Annotated in this window: 12 protein-coding genes and 1 tRNA gene; 7 read left to right on the top strand and 6 right to left on the bottom strand. The window is 70.3% G+C overall.

From position 1 onward, the window contains the following. Positions 1 to 564 precede the first annotated feature (564 nt). The 5 genes from ACIPSC_RS33830 to ACIPSC_RS33810 are packed head-to-tail and all read right to left on the bottom strand — an operon-like array spanning position 565 to position 9,987. Positions 565 to 1,497 carry a phosphorothioated DNA-binding restriction endonuclease gene (locus ACIPSC_RS33830; protein WP_400831985.1) on the bottom strand — a complete coding sequence of 311 codons (933 nt, stop codon included), beginning with the start codon at positions 1,495 to 1,497 and terminating at the stop codon, positions 565 to 567. Between the two features lie 45 nt (positions 1,498 to 1,542). Continuing rightward, on the bottom strand, positions 1,543 to 2,820 hold the full coding sequence (locus ACIPSC_RS33825) for a TIGR02679 family protein (RefSeq protein ID WP_400831983.1): 1,278 nt from the start codon (positions 2,818 to 2,820) through the stop codon (positions 1,543 to 1,545). Next, positions 2,817 to 7,025 carry a TIGR02680 family protein gene (locus ACIPSC_RS33820; protein WP_400831981.1) on the bottom strand — a complete coding sequence of 1,403 codons (4,209 nt, stop codon included), beginning with the start codon at positions 7,023 to 7,025 and terminating at the stop codon, positions 2,817 to 2,819. Before ACIPSC_RS33820 ends, ACIPSC_RS33825 begins: the two co-directional genes overlap by 4 nt. Beyond that, positions 7,022 to 8,350: a TIGR02678 family protein gene (locus tag ACIPSC_RS33815; RefSeq protein WP_400831979.1), complete on the bottom strand. Its 1,329-nt coding sequence runs from the start codon at positions 8,348 to 8,350 to the stop codon at positions 7,022 to 7,024. The genes ACIPSC_RS33820 and ACIPSC_RS33815 overlap by 4 nt, the downstream gene beginning before the upstream one ends. Further along, positions 8,350 to 9,987: a TIGR02677 family protein gene (locus tag ACIPSC_RS33810; RefSeq protein ID WP_400831975.1), complete on the bottom strand. Its 1,638-nt coding sequence runs from the start codon at positions 9,985 to 9,987 to the stop codon at positions 8,350 to 8,352. Before ACIPSC_RS33810 ends, ACIPSC_RS33815 begins: the two co-directional genes overlap by 1 nt. A gap of 619 nt (positions 9,988 to 10,606) precedes the next feature. Here ACIPSC_RS33810 and ACIPSC_RS33805 point away from each other — a divergent pair. Both ACIPSC_RS33805 and ACIPSC_RS33800 read left to right on the top strand, forming a co-directional pair. Next, on the top strand, positions 10,607 to 10,876 hold the full coding sequence (locus ACIPSC_RS33805; RefSeq protein WP_400831973.1) for a hypothetical protein: 270 nt from the start codon (positions 10,607 to 10,609) through the stop codon (positions 10,874 to 10,876). A gap of 739 nt (positions 10,877 to 11,615) precedes the next feature. Next, positions 11,616 to 11,689 (top strand) — tRNA-Met (locus tag ACIPSC_RS33800). Between the two features lie 532 nt (positions 11,690 to 12,221). On the opposite strand, the gene ACIPSC_RS33795 is transcribed toward ACIPSC_RS33800, so the two are convergent. Continuing rightward, positions 12,222 to 13,835, bottom strand: a complete 1,614-nt coding sequence (locus ACIPSC_RS33795) for a peptide chain release factor 3 (protein WP_400831971.1) — start codon at positions 13,833 to 13,835, stop codon at positions 12,222 to 12,224. 275 nt (positions 13,836 to 14,110) lie between these two features. On the opposite strand from ACIPSC_RS33795, the gene ACIPSC_RS33790 reads away from it, so the two are divergent. From ACIPSC_RS33790 to ACIPSC_RS33770, 5 genes are all read left to right on the top strand, one after another. After that, positions 14,111 to 14,473: a hypothetical protein gene (locus tag ACIPSC_RS33790; RefSeq protein ID WP_400831969.1), complete on the top strand. Its 363-nt coding sequence runs from the start codon at positions 14,111 to 14,113 to the stop codon at positions 14,471 to 14,473. Between the two features lie 53 nt (positions 14,474 to 14,526). Beyond that, positions 14,527 to 15,225 (top strand): site-specific integrase, encoded by a 699-nt coding sequence (locus ACIPSC_RS33785; protein WP_400831967.1) that lies wholly within the window; start codon positions 14,527 to 14,529, stop codon positions 15,223 to 15,225. A 946-nt stretch (positions 15,226 to 16,171) separates the two neighbouring features. Continuing rightward, positions 16,172 to 16,333 (top strand): hypothetical protein, encoded by a 162-nt coding sequence (locus ACIPSC_RS33780; RefSeq protein WP_400831965.1) that lies wholly within the window; start codon positions 16,172 to 16,174, stop codon positions 16,331 to 16,333. 87 nt (positions 16,334 to 16,420) lie between these two features. After that, entirely contained in the window at positions 16,421 to 18,349 is a 1,929-nt protein-coding gene (locus tag ACIPSC_RS33775; RefSeq protein WP_400831963.1) for a DNA/RNA helicase domain-containing protein, read from the top strand. Position 18,350: 1 nt separating this feature from the next. Then, positions 18,351 to 19,406 (top strand): hypothetical protein, encoded by a 1,056-nt coding sequence (locus ACIPSC_RS33770; RefSeq protein WP_400831959.1) that lies wholly within the window; start codon positions 18,351 to 18,353, stop codon positions 19,404 to 19,406. The last annotated feature ends 35 nt before the right edge of the window (positions 19,407 to 19,441 follow it).

The following is a 19,441-nucleotide window of genomic DNA, read 5'->3' as shown; positions in this document are numbered from 1 at the left end:
TCTCCACCGGCCACAACGCGAACCCCTTCCCCCCGGCCCCCTACGTCCATGCCTACAACGCGGACGGCAAGGAGATCTACAACCAGAAGACGCAGCCCACGGCCAAGGGGGCCCTTCAGTAGGCGCTACTTCAGGCGCTTGGCGGTAGGGCGGTCATCCCCCTGGTAGCGCGGAGCAGTAAGCGCAAGGGAATCCCAGGATCTGCCCCGATTTCCACCACTCTGACCTACTTGACCAGCGCCCGGCGCACTTGACCGAAGGTCAAGTGCGCCGCCGCGCCTTGCTCCAACGATCAGAGAGCATGCATCGCACTGCACCTTGAGATCAAAGGACACCCCGCGCAACAGCCACTGAAGCAAACCGCTGCACGTCAGACGGTCGACAGCCTGCGCTGTTCGTTCACCGAGAGCCGTCCCGGAGGAAGTGGTGGCCGACGCGTGGTCCCGGGATGTCTCCGGTTCTCCGCGCCCCGGCCACCCGCCGCATCGTGGTGGGGCACGGCAGCCGCAGCTGACGTCCACCCACTGACTCCACGCCGTTGGACAACCGATCGGGGAGCCGCTGTCAGACGGTGGACACCGAGACCGGGGATTCTCGGGGCTCGCCCCGGAAGACCTGTTCGGCGTGCCACTGCCGGTGTCGGCCGGCGACCGGTGGAATCCCTGCTTGCGGGCCGATGACCAGCCGTCCTGCCAACGCGAGCACATGCTGCCTGCTGGCCTCGCTGCGCCCGACGAAGCGCTGTGAGACGAGTATGCGGCGCCCCTCCCCCAGGCCCAGGACGCCCTTGTCGAAGAGCTTGTGGTGCAGGGAGCAGAGGCACAGGCCGTTGTCGACCTCGTCCGGCCCGTCGTAGGACCACCAGCGCACATGCGCTGCTTCCAGGCCGACCGTGCTCGCGCCCAGCATCCCGTCGTAGCCGCAGAAGGCGCACTGGAACTCATAGGCAGTCAGCACGAGTTCACGCATTCGCCGGTCCCGCTGCCGTCTCGCCGCCCGCTCGCTTCCGGCCGGAGTGCTTCCGACCACGCCCTCGGTCTCGGCGAGGTCCAGGTCGAGTCCGACGGCCTCGCACAGGTCGGTGTGCAGCGACGGCGGGAAGTGGAAGTCCAGCAGCACCCGTGCCAGCCGGCCCAGGAGCGCCGGCTCCTTGCGCAGCGCCGTCCGCAGTTCGGGCGCGAGCCTCCCGGTCGCGCCGCTGGAGCGCAGGACCCGTACGCCGCTCCCGGGGCTGCCGGGCCCCTGGTCTGTCCTGACCTCCCAGACGCCGTCACTGACCAGATGGTGGAAAGGGTAGGCAGGGGTGGTCGGATGGGACGGCCCGTACTCCTCCAGCAGCCGCTTCAGCTCCTCCTCGACCGCGCTGTAGCGTAGTTCGCCGTCGGCGTCGCGTTGGAAGCTGCCCAGCGCGTACAGCAGCAGCAACGGTTTGTGCGGCGCCCGGACGTCGTTGCTCGTCCACCGTCTCAGCTTCGCCACCCGCTCCAGCCAGTCCATAGCGGCACAGCGTATTCCGTGCCCTGCTGGCGGCCGCTCCCGTGGTCAGGGTTTCCCCGGCGCCAGGTCGGCGACGAGCAGGTCGAGTGCCGACTCCTCGTGCAGGGCCACGTTCAGTACCGTCATGGCGGCGGCGAGGTCGGCGTCCCAGCTCGCCTCCACCGGGGCGCCGGCGAGCGGAAGCCCTGGGCTGCCCTGGTCCCGGGCGTGGGCGGCGAGTTGTTCGTAGTCCTCGGCCGCCATCCGCCACGGCAGGGCCGAGTACCGTCGGATGACGCGGTTGGCGAGCGCGATGCCCGGCCAGTCGAAGTCGCCGTGGTAACGCAGCCGCAGGCCGGCGGCCGCGAGGGTGTCGAGGAGTTCGAGGACGACGGTGGAGGCGCTGCCCGAGGTGCAGACCAGGACGCCCCCGCAGCGGGCCTCGGCCGCCGCCTCGACCACTCGGGGGTTCTCGCAGATGTGCACCAGGGTCTCCGAGGGCGGTACGACATTCAGCTCGCGCAGTTCACGCAGTGTCAGGTGGGCTTCGGCATGGTGGTCGGCCCGTTCCCGAAGAGCCCGTTCGCGCCACCCGTGACCCACTGGACGCAGACCGTAGGTGAGCACGGTGCTCGATACCTCGTCGGGGACGACGGCTGCGGCCCGCCACAGGGCTCGCCGACCGGGCGCGTGCTCGGGCGGCTCGCTGCCCACGGCCCGCGCGAGGCCGCGCAGCACCAGGCGGGACAGGACCGTGTCGTCGTCCAGACCGTGTGCCGTGCCGGTCACCCGGGTCGCGAGCTCCCCGCGGCCGTACGGCGCCGCCTCCTCGTCCCGGTCGGACCGGAGCAGCCCGAGGACTCGGATCGCCTGGTGGAGCACGCCCGCCGCTTCCTGGGGCGCGAGCCTGCCGAGCGCACCGGTGCGGCGCAGGTCGTCGAGCCAGCCGCCCACCCAGTCCTGGCCGGCCAGCGGCGATGCGGCGAGCGCCGTTTGGGCCGCCGTCCACAGCGCGGCCCGCTCCTGCCGTCCGGTGTCCCGCGCCGCCCGCCGGTCGGTCAGCGACAGCCCCAGCTGTTCGACGGCTGCGACCAGCCCGCAGCCTGCCGCAGTGGCTCGTAGCCTGCTGTCCAGGTCCGCCAGCCGGATCGTGGCGGTCCCGGTGGTGACCCGGCGGCCGAGCAGCAGGGACAGGGCCTCGCGCTCGGCCGCGGTGCAGTCGGCCAGCCGAACGCTGCCGTTCGGCTGGAGTCCGTTGCGTTCCAACCGGTGGTGGACCGCTGTCCACATCCGGCCGAGGTCCGAGCGGGCCAGGAACGCACGGGTCTGCGTCGGAAGCGTCACACCGTCACCAGACGGCGGTTGCGTCCGTTCCAGGTGTAGTGCAGCGTGGCGACACCGCGCACGTGCGGGTCGCGCAGGCACTCGTAGATCTGGAGTGCGGGCACGTCGGGCCAGGTGCCCATCAGGCGCTCGCTGGTCAGGACGAAGTCGAGGTCGAGATCGACGAGGATGCGGCCGAGCCGGCCGTGGGTCGGCTCGTCGACCTTGGCGAAGGCATCGTCGAGGAGGATCAGCCGGGGCGCCCGCGGGGCGGTCTCGGCGAGCGTGGTGAAGTGCGCGGCAGCAGCCGCGAAGAGTGCGAGGTAGGAGAGGACCCGCTGCTCGCCCTGGCTGAGCCCGGTCCGCCCGGTGAACTTGCGTCGACGGGCGGTGGACGTGTCGTCCAGCACCCACGGCTGGAAGGTGAACCACGTCCGGTAGTCGAGCGCGGTCCGCAGGTGTGCGGCATAGCCCACGGCCGGGTCGGCGCGGCGCGCGTCCTCGATGCGGCGCTGCAGCACCTCCCTCAGCTGCTCCGTCTGCTCGCGGGTGCGCAACCCCGAGGGGCTGCGGAGCAGTTCGACGGCTGCCCGGATGTCCGCGTCGACGGTGTCGGCCAGCCGCCAGTCGAGCTCCACTCCGAGGCCGTGCGAGGTGCGGACGGACCGCAGGGTGGTGTTGAGCGCGTCGACCAGCGCTCCCGCGGCGAGCAGCTGCGCCGACAGGTGGTCGCCCAACTCTCCGGTGAGGAAGCGTTGGAAGACATCCCGCTCGCGGTCGGTGAGCCGGGCCCGGGCGTCGTCGGCCTGCCTGGCGATGCGTTCGCCGACCAGCGCCACGTCGTGCGGGCCGGTGTCGTCGACGAGCCGGCAGACCTTGATGCCGTCGGGCTCCTCCAGGGTCGCGTCGTAGCCGCCGGCGAGTTGGTCGCGCAGTTCGTTGAACCGGTTGAGCAGCGCGGTGTCGGAGACGTCGCGCCGCTCGGGGTCCAGGCCGCGCTGCACCGCCTCGACCAGCGTCTGCAGGGCTCGCAGCCTGGTCCTGGCGTCCTCCTGGGCCGGGTCCGGGATCGACAGCTCACCTGCGAGCTCGCCCAGTGCCGCACCGCGCACGATGTCGGGTGTCGCCAGGGCGGTCCGCAGGGCGCGTCCGCACCGGATCACCTCGGCCTCCTGCGCCTGGAGCTCGTCGTGCCTGGTCCGCTCGTCCAGCTCGCCGCGTACCACGTCGTCGTGCAGGCCCGCGGCTGTGCGCCGTGCTTTGGGCAGCTCGTCGCCGATCTCGTCGAGGCGCCGGACGATGGCCTGTTCCTCGGCCAGGATGTCCTGCTCGGTCGCTCCGACCGCGCCCTCCAGTTTGCGGATCTCCCGGCGGGCCGTCGCCAACTCGTCCGCCCGCCGCGCGTACTCCAGCTCGGCCTCCTCCCGGGCGGTGCGGGCCCGCTCGTAGCTGCGGCGTTCGTCGCGGTGGGCGGCGAGGCCCTCGGCGGTGGCGTCGACGCGACCGCGCAGTCGTCGGGTTCCGTCGGCCAGGGCGTCCAGCGCGGACCGTACGGTGAGCAGCGCGTCCCGGTCGGCCGGTAGGTCGTGCGCGGTGGCGGCGGCTTCGGCGCGGCGGCGGGCGTCGACGCAGCCGGAGCGGGCGTCCTGGGCGGCCCGGGCCGCCGTCGCGGCCTGCTGCCGCAAGCCGGCCGCGACCCGCTCGGTCTCCTCAAGGCGCACCCAGGCCCCGGTGAGCTGCTGGTCACGCGGCGGACGGCGCAGCAGTTCGAGGTCGGCCTGACGTTCGGCGAGTTCCCCCAGCTCGGACTGCGCGAGCCGTGCCTCGTCTTCGAGGCTTGCGAGGCGCTCGGCGAGCTCGGCGACGCGACGTCGGCGGGTCTGGGCCCGGACCTCCGCACCCACGTACTCCGCCACCGGCTTGGTGTGGGCACCGCCGACGACGCCGAGCCGCCAGCGGCCGTCCGCGCTCACCGCCCCGCCCGCTGCCGTGCCGAGCGGGGCGCCGGCCGGCACCAGGGCGACGGCCGCCAGGATGCGGGAGACCTGCGCCGGCGTCACGCCGCTGTCGCCGGTGGGCACGGGGTGCAGCGCCTCGGCGAGTGACGGGCCGTCGGCGGGCGTGGTGGCGGTGAGGACGGTGTCCAGGGTGAGTGGGTCGAGCAGCACGCCGTCCGCGCCGACCCAGGCATCGAGGACTCCGGAGGCCTCCAACGCCGCCTCGATTCCGGCCTGTTCCTCCTCGCTGAGCTGCGGGGCGAAGTCGACGAGCCGGTACAGCGGGGCTCCGGTGCGCGGGAGTCGGGGGGCGTGGCGATGCGGCGGCTTCGGCGGGACCGGATCGCTGCGCTCCTCCCACTCGGCCTTCTCGGCACGGACGGCGTCGAGCGCCCGGGTGAGGTCGCGCGACCGGAGAGCGGCTCGTTCACGCCGGTCCGCCAGGTCGCGCCGGTACGGTTCGAGCGCCTGGAACGCGGCGGACGTCACCTCCTCCGCGGCCGAGGCGGGCAGCGTGCGGTCCTCGAAGGACGCTTCTGCGGAGAGGTCGCGGCGCACCGCGGCGCGCACGCCGTCGGCCGGTGCTCCCGATCGCTCCTCCAGCCGGTCCGCCCATGCGCCGACCTCGGCCGCGTACGCCGCGCTCACCGTGATGACCGCCGCCTCGCGCTCCGTCACCCGGCCGGCCGCGGCCTGGGCCTGCTCGTCGAGGCGTTCGTGCTCGGTGTCCGCCTCCCGTGCCTTCGTTTCGGCCTCGCGCAGCCCATCGAGGAGGCCGGCGAGTTCCCCGACGGTACGGAGCCGGGTCTTCACCACGGGTTCGGCGGCAGCGAGTCGGGTGCTCCAGGAGCGCAGGGAGGCCGCTGTCCCGGTCGTGTCGAAGGCTTCCACGCGCTCGGTGTGCATCGAGGCGGTGTCCCCGTCGGGATCGGTGACCTCCTGCTCGGCCGCCGCGGCGAGCACCGAGGCGGTGCCGCCGACCGGATCGCCGAGGTGCACCGGCGCCAGCCCGGACCGCTCGGCCTGCCCGCACAGTTCGCGGTGGGCCGCGCCCAGCTCGCGCAGTTGCCCCGCCGTCCGCGCCGCCCCCGCGGTGAGCGCGGACCCGGCGGCCGCCTGCGCGTCGTGGGCCCGCCCGAGCGCCGTGTGGGTGACCCGGGCCGTCGCCTGGATCGCCGCCACGGTGCGACGTCGCTCGCCCAGTTCGTGCAGGCTCCGGTAGCGGGAACTCGCCCGCAGGGTGGCCAGGTCCGCCTCGGCCGTCGCGTGCTCCTGCGCCAGCACGCCGTGCCGCTCGGCTGCCTCGGCCTCCTCGGTGCGCAGCGCGGTGACCTTCCTGGTGGCCTCTCCGGCGGCGAGCCTGCGCTCGGCGAGCGTGCGGAGCTCGGCGAGGACCTCGCTCGACCGCCGGCGTATGGCCCCTTGGAGGTAGCCGCGGTAGCTGCCCAGGAACCGGCGCAGCGCCTCGTCCGTCCGCTCCAGCCGCCCGAGGTCGGTGCGGACGCTGTCGAGGTCGTCGAGGTTGCGGGCGACACTGTCGATCACGTCCTCGTCGAGCGCCGGCAGGGTCTCACCGAGGACGGTCACCAAGCCGCCGGACTCGATCCGGTCCCCGGTGGTCGGGCGACGCAGTCGGTGCAGCAGCTGGGTGAGGTTGCGGTAGCGGGCGGCGTCGGCCAGTCCGAACAGTTCGCGGGCCACCCTGGCGCGGTGGTCGGCGGGCCGGTCCAGCACGTTGTCGGCGCCGACGGCGGACCGCAGCCGGTCCAGCGGCAGTGGCTGCCCGGACTCGACGAGATCGAGGTCCTCCCCCACGCGCAGTGCGGTCGTGAAGAAGAACGGCTTGGCCGAGTTGGTGGACTTCGACGCGCTGACCGCGGCGCCGACCGTCAGGTGGTGCTCGGTGCCGTCCTCGTCCACCCGGCGGAACTCGACCCACAGGTACCCGAGGCGGTTGGTCTGCTGGAAGCCGTCGAGCATCAGCCAGGCCAGCGTGGTGCGGCCGGTCCCGGTCGCGTCGAGGGCGCGGGCGTCCGCGTCGAGCAGGTAGGGCAGCAGCATCTCCAGGGCCTTGGACTTGCCCGCGCCGTTCTTCCCGCGCAGCAGCAGGCGGCCGCCGCCGAACAGGAACTCCTGCCGGTCGTACTGCCAGACGTTGAGGATCCCGGCCCGGTTGAGCCTGAAGCGGTGCGGGGCCGCGTGCTGCGGGAGCGGCTGGATCCGGTTCACGAGGGGGTCTCTCCGATCAGGTCGGTCTGCGGGGGCCGTCGATCGGCGCGCTTGATCGAGACGGCCGTGGCGTACCGGGCGGCGGCGGCGAGCAGCACCCACTCGCCGGTGACGCCGGGCCGAGCCGCGGACACGTCGGTGACCGCCCGGCCGTCGCCGGCCGAGATCTGGTACTGCGGCGGCACCCCGTGGCCGTCGGAGCGCAGCCGGCCGGCTCGGGCCACCAACCGCATGCGGCTGAGGAGTTCGAGGACGTCAGCGCGCAGGGCGGACGGGTCCTCCAGGTATCCGCGGTGCCAGTTCGCGCGCTGCCCGTACTGGTCGAGCAACTCGTCGACCAGCTCGCCGACCAGCCCCGGCGGGATCGGCACGCCCACGGTCAGGCGGCCGCCGGTCGCCGGGTGCCCTGCTCCCTCGGGACGCAGCCTTCTCACCAGGCGGTCGACCAGGAGCAGCGCGGCCTGCGCGACCGTCCCGGTGCCGGGGAGCTGGAGATCCGTCAGCTCGTCCTCCGGGTCGATCATGGCGATGCCTTCGGCGCGGATCTCGGCTTCCAGGCCGAGCAGTTCGGCGAAGGCCTGGGCCTCTCGCCGCTGGCGGGTGCGTAGCCATTCGCGTTCGGCGCCGGTGAGTTCGTCGAGGTAGACGGCAGGGGTCTCCACCAGCTGCCGGCGCACGTAGGTCCGCGGCCCGCCGAATCCGGGGTCGGCGGCGCGCAGGACGAGGTCGGCACCGTCGCTGCTGTGGCTCAGCGGGCCTGCCACGATCGAGCGGGCGATGTCCCGGTTGACGGTCAGCAGGGCCTCGCCGTCCCGGTCCGCGGCGACCGAGCCGACGCTTCCCTCGGTTTCGGTCAACGCGCCCCAGACGACGAGTTGGCGAAGGGCCGCCGCGAGGGTGCGCTTCTCCACCGCCCGGCCGGAGTCGTCGACCGCCAGGCCCGCGTCGGCCGCTGCCGCCCGAAGGTCGGCCACCAACCGGGACAGCAGCAGCTGTTCGGGCGCGGTCACCAGCACGGACAGGGCCAGCGCCAGGTAGGCGTAGGTGCGCGGAGTGAACGGCGTACCGGTCGAGCGCTCCATCCGGTGCCCGGAGCCCGGTCCGAGGCCCGCCTTGAACAGGCGCGCGTACGACGCCTCCACCAGCAGGCGGTAGCCCAGGACCTGTTGGAACCGCTGGACCAGCCAGTCCGCGTGCCGGCGCACCAGCGGGAAGGTATCGGCGTGCGGCCCGTCGGCGGTGACCAGCGGGTGGCGCAGCAGCAGCCGGGCGGCGCTGCGGCGCTCGGCGGTGAGAGCGACGTCGTGCGAGGAGGGCAGTGCCATCAGGCGCTCACCTCCTCGAACGCGTCGTCCCGGCCGGTCTCTTCGGCGGTGGTGATCGCGATCTCCACGTCGTCGACCACCAGGTCTCCGTCGACCGAGCGCAGCACGGTCGTGCGTCCTGGTACCCGGCGCAGCGTCAGGCGCAGGTCCAGTTCGGCTTCGACGGCGTGGGCGTCCTGCAGGCCGAACCCGGGGGGCGCGGGCGGGTCGGCCCACCGCAGCGTCGAGTTCCCGAGCGCCGCGGTCAGCAGCTCCAGCAGCAGTGCCATGGCGGGGGCGCTCAGCCGCACCTGGCCGAACCGGTCGGTGACACTGCGGAGTTCGTCGGCTGCCTCCCGTCGGGCGGCAGCCTGCTCGCGGGCCGCCGCGAGCAGCCGGGCCTTCTGCTCCGAGTGGTCCTCCACGGCGGCCGCCCGGCCGCGCGGCGCCCGGCTGCCGCGTTCACGCAGCGCCACCGGCACCTCGACCGTCGGACCGCTCCACCAGCTGACATAGGCCGGCACGGTGCCGTCCGGGTCCGGGGCGAGGCCGAGGTGGCGTGCACTGTAGAGCCCGAACGCCGCGACCGCGAGGTCGTGCGCCTCCTCGGGGTCGGCGGCGTCGAACCAGGCCGCCAGCCGCAGCAGATCCCGGCGGCGCGACATCTCCCCCGCCGCCGAACGCAGCATCCGCTTGGCGTTGGCCAGCAGCGACTGCAGCGCGCGCAATGTCGCGTCCCGCAGTTGGTCGACCTGGCTGCCCCGTCCGTCCGTGTCCACGAACCAGTCGCGCAGCGCTTCCCAGTCGGCGAGTTCGCGCCCCCGGCTGCGCTGCACGCGGATCTCGGGCAGGCCGTCGCCCAGGGCGCCCAACCCCGTGGCGTGCGCGCCGATCAACTTCAGCAGCTCTTCCAGGTCCGGCCAGAGCCGGCCCAGGGTGGCCGCGATCCTCGGCGACCGGAAGGCGACCTCCTCCGTGATCGCCTCCACGTAGTCCAGCAGCAGCTCCTTGAACCCCTGGTACTCGGCGCCGTCCAGGTCGTACCGGGCCAGCACCTGGCCGAGGTAGGCGTAGAAGTCCCTTACGGACTCGGCAAATTCGGCGAACTGCACGAACAGCGTGCTGACCTTTTCGAGCGCCTCCTGCGGATCGGCACCCCCCGGCCGGCCGACGGTATCGGCGATCTCACGCAACCCGCGGTCGACCAGGGCCAGCAGCTCACTGCTGACCTCGCGCGCCGCATCGGCGCTCGCCAGCACCTCCTCGGCATCGCGCTGCACCTGCTCGCCGAGCTTCGAGAGCTGGTACCGAGCGCGTGAACGCTGGTATTCGGCAATGCTGGCAGCCTTCACCGTGTGACTGCTGCGCAGCAGGTTCCCCCACTTCACCAGCTGCTCCAGCCGCGCCGTCACCACATCGGCGCCGGGGTGCCCTTGCCACGCCGCATCCCGCGCGAGCCTGGCCACCACGTCCGGCACGGCGAGGTCCGCGAGGAGCGTCGAGCAGAAGACCCGCATGACGGCCACGTACTCAAGGCGCTCGGGGGCGCTCAGATAGGAGTACGCGGCGAGGCGCTGCCAGGCGCCGTCACCGGCCGACGACAGCGCAGACGCGGAGTCGGGGAGTTCGTCCGAACTGTGCGGGCCTGGGTGGTCCATGGAGTCGAGGTTACGAGATACCGCCGGCACCTCAGCCCCGAACCCGGAAAGTCGATCACCCTGCTACGGCTACCGGGTTCGGCTCCGGCGACCCGGCACAGCGGCCAGTAGTGTCCCGGACGGCCCACCGTGCACTACGAGCCGTCAGCGCATGGTGCGCGCTGCCCCGTTGTCGAGGACGAGCTCGACAACCCCCGCTCCCTCGCCCTCAACGACTGGGACGCCCTCGACTGATCCAACGAGCTGCAGCCACCATCAACCTCTACGGCCACCTCTTCAAGGACTCCGCCGACCAAGCCGTCCGGGCCCTCGCCCAAGCACTCGATTGCGCCCAAGCCGCCCGGCTCCGTGCCCTCCCGGACGACGATGGCGGAATGCCAGTGGCGGCGTGACGCGGCACGCCGCCGTCGGGCTGGGCACCGGGATCATCGGTCGCGGCTGTCAGCGGTCTGGGCGACTCTCCGGAGACAGCCCCCGGCCGACACCACCATCAGGTACTCCGCACTTCGGTGCCACCGCCGACGTACCCGGCGGTCCGGGCCCTTCGGCCCAGCCCGGCAGCCGGTTCTCCGCGTAGCGTGTGTCACGGCAGACAGGACTCTGTGACGGAGGCACCGCCATGACCGGGCTCAGCACCAACGGCCCCGCTGCCGTGTCCGCGGCATCAGACCGCTTCCCGCCTCCGCGCACGCTGCCCGACTCACTGCGCGCCGCCTGGTCGACGCTGTTCTCGGGCGGCTCGGCGTACCGCTTCGAGCCGGCCGCACTCGACGCCCTGCTGGAGCCGGCGCGCCGCTGGCTCCGGCACGCCATCCCAGCCGGGACGCTCTGCCACCCCGCTGTCGGACTGGAGCTGCAGACCGTCGATCGCCTCGTAACCCCGCGGTAGATCATCCGACCTGTCCTTCGATCAACCATGAAGCTTTAGCGAGAAGGCGCAGTTGGCGAGCCCAATCGAGGAGTGCGCCGGGGCTGTGAAGGGGATCCGCCAGTGCACCGCGCCGTCGGCGTCCAGGTAGGGCCTCGTGCCGGGTGGCGGCAACGACACAGCCGGCGTCGGGCGCGAAGGCGGCGCCCCACGCGTCACGCGGGCGATCGTCCAGTCGGAACTACGGGCTCGTTGTCGGCGGCCGAGAAGTCCACAGCGAGCAACGCCGCGTCTTACACCCACGACACTGGGCCGTGCCCGGCCGGAACCGCCGAGGCAACGGCTGGCGACGATGCCGTTTCCGGCGCCAACGGCTTGGTCGTGGCGATCGGTCGAACGGGCAGCAGCGTCATGGGAATGCAATGCACCGAGCCGCCCTGACAGCACCGGCCGGGCCTGGAGCGAATCCGGATGCGCGGGGGTGGGACGCGATGGCAGCATGCAGCCCCTTTCGGGAAATAACCGCCCGACCTGAGCGTCGTCGCCATGCATGCGGTGGACGGTCAGGGCGACGGTCGCCCGGAGCCGATTCGTCTCCGAGGCAGCGATTGCGTACGCCTGTCCGCCGGTGACCAGCTATCCGGCAGGTGATGTTCCATGGATTCCTGGGCCGCCGCAGCTACCTGCTGCAGGCGCCTTCTCGGCGGCGGTAATGAGATTTCGTTCTGTGTCGGCTGTGCCGTAGACTCGATGTCACCGACGCGGGGTGGAGCAGCTCGGTAGCTCGCTGGGCTCATAACCCAGAGGTCGCAGGTTCAAATCCTGTCCCCGCTACTACGCAACAAGGCCGGGCCCGTCGCACTGTGTGCGTCGGGCCCGGCCTTCGTTTTGGTTCGGTCAGCAGTCGACGGCGGTGTCGACCTCAATTCGTCAGCGGTGAGCGGGCCGTGTGATCATCCTGACATTTTGCCCGTAATGTCCCCGTTAATGGAACGCTGGGCACTCACATGCCGACGCGAACTCCTCGACGGGACGCTGATCTGGAACCAGCGCCATCTCCCGCATGCACTACGGGAGTTCGAGGACCATCACAACACCCACCGCCCACATCACACACTCCACCAGGACACGTCACTGACACCACGGCCCGTCCCGATCGCCGATCCCGGGCGGATCGCCCGGCTGGACGTCCGCGGACGCGACCGTCTCGGCGGCACCCTCCACGCGTACCGACATGCCGCATGACCTGCACGGACAGACTTATCGGCACCCTCAGGGGCGGCGGCGCGCCGGAAGACCCCGGCAGGGGCCGCATCATGCGCCGTCCGCCGTGCCAAGCGGCGCCGCCGCACCGAGAGGTCGGCGATCAGTCCGCCGTGGCGATCAGCGGCCGGAGCAGGATGTCGGGGTGGGCGCGCTGGAAGGCGTTCAGGTGCCACTTGTCGGCGAACAAGGCCAGCAGCACGTCGTCCGAGCGGCGTGTGAGCACCTCTCCGTTGGTCAGGCGGGCCTTGGCCAGGGCTGCGGCGCCGTCGGCGTCGGTGACCCTGGCCAAGCGGTAGGAGAGCTGGTCGAGGGCGATCGGGGAAGAGAACTCGTGCTCCATCCGGTGCAGGACCACGTCGAACTGCATCGGGCCGACCGCAGCCATGACCGGCGACTGGTCGCCACGCCGGTCGGAGACCAGCACCTGGATCACGCCTTCCTCATCGAGTTGGGCGACGCCCTTGCGGAACTGCTTGGAACGGCTGATGTCCTTGGGCCGTGCCACCGCGAAGTACTCGGGGGCGAAGGCGGGCAGCGAGGGAAATTCGGCCTTCTTGCCGGCGTAGAGGGTGTCGCCGACCCGCAGCGCGCTCGCGTTGATCAGGCCGACCACGTCACCGGGGTACGCGGTGTCGACCACGGTGCGCTCGGCTCCGAAGACGGTGTGCGCGTACTTGGTTGCGAAGGAGCGGCCGCTGGCCGCGCGGGTGACGTGCATGCCGCGCTCGAAGACACCGGAGCAGACTCGGACGAAGGCGATCCGGTCGCGATGGGCCGGATCCATGTTCGCCTGGATCTTGAACACCAGACCGGAGAACTCCTCGCCGACCTCGCGGCTGCCGCCCTTGGCCAGCGGGCGGGGCCCGGGAGCCGGAGCGAGGTCGACCACGGCATCCAGCAGGGGCTTCACACCGATGTTGGTCAGCGCGGCGCCGAAGAAGACCGGGCTGATCTTGCCGGCCTCGAAGGCCTCCTGGTCGTAGCCGGGGCCGGAGGAGAGCACCAGCTCCAGTTCCTCCAGCGCGGTCGTCCAGGCTTCGCCCTCCTGCTCGGCGGCCTTCTCGGAGGTGAGCTGCTCCTCAAGGGCGGCGTGCGTGCCGGCCGGCACCTTGGTGTAGCGCAGCATCTGCTCGGTGTTCCCCGCTTCGACCAGGCCGCGCAGGTTGCCGGCGTTGCCGACCGGCCAGACGACCGGGACGGGGGTGATCCCGAGGTGCGTCTCGATGTCCTCGAGCAGGGTGAGTGCGTCCCGGCCACGCCGGTCCCACTTGTTGATGAAGGTGATCACGGGGACGCCGCGATGGCGGCAGACCGCGAAAAGCTTGCGGGTCTGCTCCTCCAGGCCCTTGGCCGCGTCGACCAGCATGATCGCGCAGTCGACGGCGGCCAGCACCCGGTAGGTATCCTCGGAGAAGTCGGCGTGGCCGGGGGTGTCGACCAGGTTCATCACGTGGTCGCGATAGCCGAACTGCAATGCGGCCGAGGTCACCGAGATACCGCGCTCGCGTTCCAACTCCATCCAGTCGCTGGTCACGCCGCGTCGGTCACCCTTGGCGTGCACCGCACCGGCAGAAGTGATCGCCCGCGCGTGCAGCGCCAGCGCCTCGGTGAGCGTGGACTTGCCAGCGTCCGGATGACTGATCACGGCGAAGGTCCGTCGGCGACCGGCCTCATGAAGGACCTGCGGGACGGGGACGGACTGTACGGTGCTCACGGGTTTCCTCGGGTACGCATCGGCAGCAGGCCGGGTGACGCCTCTCCGTACCTGGTGAGCCGGGGATCAGATCCGCAGGCCCAAGAAGCGATAATAGGCTGCCGGACGGCGTGACCCCGAAATTCCCGTTTGCCGGCTGCTGCCCCGGCTCCAGCCGGGATAGCAGCCGAACTGTGCGTTGCGGCTGCCGCGATGCCAACGGAAAGCAGTTCGGCGCACGCTGCCCCAAGCTCAGCCGAGCCCAGCGCCACGGCTCCTGGGCCTTCTCCGTCGACTTGGCGGCAGCCGATGGCCGCCGCCGACAGCAGTGCCGCAGCGGCTTCCCCACCCGCAAGGCCGCCCGCAAGGCGCTGGAGCACGCCCTCGAATGCGAGCGCACCGGCCTGGACCGCGACAACGACCTGACGGTGGCCAACTATCTGACCGGCTGGCTGCGCACGAACGAGGACGTGCTCAAGCCCACTACCTACGCCCGCTACCGCGACCACGTGCACAACGACCTCATACCGGCCTTCGGTCGGCTCAGACTGTCCGACCTCCGCGAGCGGCACATCACCGCCTGGAACGAGGCCGAGCTGGCCCAAGGGCGAGGACGCACCAGCGTCTACCGCGCCGCGCCACCCTCTCCAGCGCCCTGAACACCGCAGTCCGCACCCGACGGCTGGCCGACAACCCCGCACGCTACGCCATCATGCCCCGCCCCGCCGCGCCAGAGCGGATCTGCTGGACCCCGTCGCAGGCGGCAGCGTTCCTGCGGCACAACCACGACACCTACGGCGACCAACTGGCGGACGCCTTCGAGGTGCTGCTGGGCACCGGGATGCGCCGCGGGGAGCTCCTGGGCCTGCACTGGCCCGAGGTGCACCTGGCCGAGCGGATACTGCTGGTGCGGTGGAACCTCACCGCCGTCGACAACAACCATCTCCACCTGGGCCACCCCAAGACCAAGGCAAGCCGCAACTGGGTCAGCCTCTCCCCTCGGGTCACCGCAGCACTGGAAAGGCGAGCCGCAGCCGCGCGGGCGAGCCTGCCCCAAGGAGCGCCACTCGAAGGGCTCGTCTTCTGCCAGCCGGACGGTGCCCCGCTGCGCCCGCAACAGCTCCTGGTCACGCTGCGCCGCAGGTCGGCGGAGATCGGGCTCCCGCGGATCGGCGTTCACGACCTGCGGCACACGGCCGCCAGCATCATGATCAGCTCTGACGTCCCCCTGGCCGTGGTGTCGAAGACGCTGCGGCACTCGACCCTATCGACCACGGTCAACATCTACGGCCATCTGCTCCCGCACGCCGCGCGCGAGGCCGTCACCGCCCTGTGCCAGGCGCTCGACGGCGCCTCGCCGCCTTCCGCCGCCCCCGGCGGCGAAGCGTCAGACCTTCCGGACGCCGCGTAGCTGGCAGAACGTCACCAGAACCATGTGCCTGCCATCACGTCGCCATCACCGTTCACCCAAACGAGAACAGCGGGCCTGTCATTTCTGACAGACCCGCTGGTCACATACGTCGGGACGACAGGATTTGAACCTGCGACCCCTTGACCCCCAGTCGCCCGGCGATGTGTGCCCCAGCCTGCGGTGCGCTGAACGGAACGCGTTGTCCGTGCGGAAGAACTACCGCTGCGCGCGTCGATCTGCCGCGTGTGGTCCCCGCCTTGTCCCCGCCCTTCTGCACTTCTCGCGAACCAACCAGACGGTGTCGCAGCCGGGCAAGGGGTTCCTGTGAGGTCAGACGGCTAGCCTCGGGCGAGACATGGTCGCCACACGTTCCCTGACGGAGAGTGTCGTCGAGGACGGCCTGCACTCTTGCGGCTTCGGCCGAGATGCCGCCCTTCACCACCCCGTCGGCTCCATTCGATCCTCAACCCGGCCCGTTGAGAGCAAAGGTCAAGCGACGTGTCTGCGTCTGTAGTTGGTGGCTTGACCGTGGCGGTTCTCCACTGGCGCTGACATGACTGGCGATCAGGCGGCACTGCCCCCATCGGGTCAGCAGATCGCCCAACCTCCGCGGCCTAGGCGTGCTAACGTGACGGACAGTCATACGGTCCGCCGGGCTTCCGATGTTTGGACATGCCCCCACCCGTAACGGAGTTCCTTCATGCTGCCCTCGCGCATGCCCGCGAGCGCTTCGGCTATGTCCGGATGCGCCACGCCAAGCCAGGTCCTGCTCTGCGCCACTTGTGTGACACAGCCACAGGTGTTCTCTTCCCGCCTTCGGAACATTTGAGCGGCGAGCTGCGCCGCGGGCTCGGTCCGTGCGCCAGCTTTGGCAACCCGGCATCATGCATCGTCCGCGTTCGGCGCACCAGGGCGCCATCATGCGCGGCCTCTACTAAGGACTTCCGTGCTGTCCGTCTATACAGCCATTGGCTCTGCCCTCCTCGCTGTCTCGACGATCGTCCGCGTCATCGTCCGGGCTCGACTGACCCGGCAGATCGCCAGCGAGGCACTCGCCAACTCCGATCCCAAGGACAGGCCTGAGATCCTCAAGGCCCTGCCCAAGTGAGCGGAGCCGCTCCCCCATCACCCGTTTTGTTACTGTCTCCCAGCCGGCCAACCCACGAAGCCAGCTCCCGTAGCAAGGAGGAGACAAGTGCTGTATCGCGGTCCCGCATCCCTCCTGGCTGCACAAGCCCTCTCTGGCAGTCTCGCATCGGCAGTCGAGCAGGGCTCGCTGCTCCTCCGCGGGCACCAGCCGAGTCAGGCCGAGATGCGCATGTGGGAGCGCGGGCTACCACGGGTTCTGAGCGTTCTCCTGGAAGCCGGTCTCGGCCAGGTTGAGGTGTTGGTTGAGTATGACCTCCCCTTCACCAACCGGTCAGCCGACCTCGTGCTGGCGGGAATCCATCCGGTAACGGGAGATCCGTCCTACGTGGTTGTTGAAGTGAAGCTGTGGTCGCAAGTCGAGCCCGACGGCGAGATCGCGCACCTGTGCCGAGTCCCCGGCCTCGCGCGTCCTCTACTCAACCCGATCGAGCAGGTGCGCGGCTACTGCTCGTATCTGGCGTCGTACAACGCGGCGCTAGCCGACCGTCCTGAGCGGATCTCGGGTGTTGCATTCCTTCCCTACGTCGCGGAGTTCGCGGCTCAGGAAACTCTCGCCGTGAGCCCGAGCTCCAATGTCGCGATGTTCACTGGGGGGCAGCGGCCGAGCTTCATTCACCTCCTGCGCTCGCTACTAGCCCCAGCAGACGGTGCCGAGTCAGCTGATCTTCTTCTGTCTGCGAAGACTCGGCCAACACCACAGCTCGTGTCGGTAGCTGCCGCCGAGGTACGTGAGCGTGAGCAGTTCGTTCTGCTGGACGAACAGCGGGTTGCGTGTGAGGTCGTGCTGCACGCAGTGCGCCAGGCCCAACAGACTGACCGCAAGGAGGTGATTGTGATCACTGGAGGTCCGGGCGCCGGGAAGAGCGTCATCGCGCTGTCGCTCCTGGGCGATATGTACCGGCATGGTGTCGCGGCTCTTCACGCAACCGGATCCAGCTCGTTCACGACCACCATGCGTCGGATTGCCGCAGCGCGAAAGCGTCAAGTGCATGATCTATTCAAGTACTTCAACAGCTTCATGGCCGCCGAGCGCAACGGGGTCGACGTTCTGATCTGCGACGAGGCGCACCGCATCCGGGAGTCGTCGGCGAACCGCTACACACGCGCGGCTCAGCGCACGGGAAAGCCCCAGATTGAGGAACTGATCGACGCCGCCAGAGTGCCGGTGTTCCTGCTAGACGAGGACCAGATCGTCCGGCCGGGCGAGATGGGCACAGTGGACCTGATCCGCGCTGCCGCGGCCGCAAAGGGCTTGGATTGCCAAGTGATCGAACTGGGCAGCCAGTTCCGCGGTGGAGGTAGTGACGCCTACCTGTACTGGGTGGTGCGACTGCTCGGGCTGGAGCCAGGTGGCCCTGTGGAATGGGAGCCCGACGGCAAAGTGACCCTGAAGGTTGTCGACAGCCCCCACGAGCTGGAGGAGTTCCTCGAAGCCCGCCGCGAGGAAGGGTACAACGCCCGTATTACAGCTGGGTACTGCTGGAAGTGGACGACGAAGATCACACCTGGAGATCCGCTCCCTCTAGACGTGCGGATCGGGGACTGGGCCCGCCCGTGGAACGTGTACGGTGACCGCTCGATCGCCGGCGCGCCTCCGGCCGCGCTGTGGGCCACCGACCCCGCTGGCTTCGGCCAGGTCGGCTGCGTGTACACCGCCCAGGGCTTCGAGTACGACTGGAGTGGCGTCATTCTTGGGCCGGATCTCGTCTGGCGAACTGATCGTTGGATCGCCGATCGGTCGGCGTCCAAGGACCCTGTCTTCCGTAGGTCCACTGATGCCGACATCGACCGTCTGATCCGAAACACTTACAAGGTGCTGCTGACGCGGGGAATGATGGGCACAGTCCTCTACTCAACGGATTCGGAGACCCGCGCCAAGCTGCGTGAGCTGGTATCGGGTCCACAGGTTACCCAGGGTCGCGCCAGCACGCGTGTGGCGAAACTGGCCATTGGCGGCGTGTGTGGGGGGAGTTGACATGGTCAAGGGCGCCGTGTTGCGGGGGTACCTCCTGGAGGAAGCGCTGGCCTGGCTCTTGCGCTCCTCTGGTTATCGCCTGCTGGTTCACGAGAGCCAAGATCCCGAGGAATTGGTGACCGACGGGAACACGCTTCGGGTACGGGGCCGGGGGGCGCTGCATCAGGTCGACGCACTGGGGGAGTTCGCGTTCACCCCGGCGTTCTCAATGCCGGTTCGGCTGTTTCTGGAAGCGAAGTTCAACCAGGACCGTTGTGGACTGGAGATCGTGCGCAATGCCCACGGTGTGCTCCATGACGTGAACGAGAACTTCATGACGCACGCGGGTAGAAGGCCGCGGCAGCGGTACCAGTACGTGTATGCCCTGTTCTCGACCGCGGGGTTCACGGCGGATGCCCAGAAGTACGCAGTGGCACACCAGATCTCGCTGGTGGACTTGTCGGGTGCCTCGTTCTCCTGGCTGCTGGGGACGATCGGCACCACTGCGTGGACCATGGAGCAGGCGCAGTCCTACCTCGGCTCGGCACCGTTCCCGGTGACGTGGGTGCGTACGGAGCTGCGCAAGAAGCTGGGGACCTGGACCGCGTCCCCAGGGTGGCTGCCGACGTCAGTGCCGGCGAACGAGACGTTTCGGGAGGAGGCTGCGGCGGCGATCGACGCCTTCGCTGGCGCGCTGCGGCAGAGCAGCGGTGCCGAGTTGCTGCTGGGCTTCCCTTCGGCGCCGTTCATCCTGCCACTGGCTGTCAACGACCACCTGGCGTTCACCGCGTACGCGGATGCCCATCCGGACCATGCGGTGCGTATCCGGCGACGGGGCAGCGGTGGCTCGGCGGAGTGGACGTTGTCACCGCTGGGCCAAGAGGGCGCGTACGAGCTTGCTTTCAAGTTGCCGGAACAGGTCGAGGACTGGATCAGCGACGTCGAGGGGAAGGAGCGCAGGCGGACCTCGGAGGTGAAGGAGCAGTTCCTGTCCACGATCACGATCTACAGGATGAACGGCGGTGGCGTGCGGGCATATCAGCTTCGCTACGAGCCGAGTTCCCTCTCGCGTCTGTGACTCCTGCGCAGCGGGGTGGTCGGCCTCCCCGCCTT

Origin of the sequence: Kitasatospora sp. NPDC090091, assembly GCF_044747365.1 — a bacterium.
Taxonomy (GTDB): domain Bacteria; phylum Actinomycetota; class Actinomycetes; order Streptomycetales; family Streptomycetaceae; genus Kitasatospora.
Note: the sequence above shows the minus strand (reverse complement) of the source record. Positions and strands in the feature narration are given on the sequence as shown.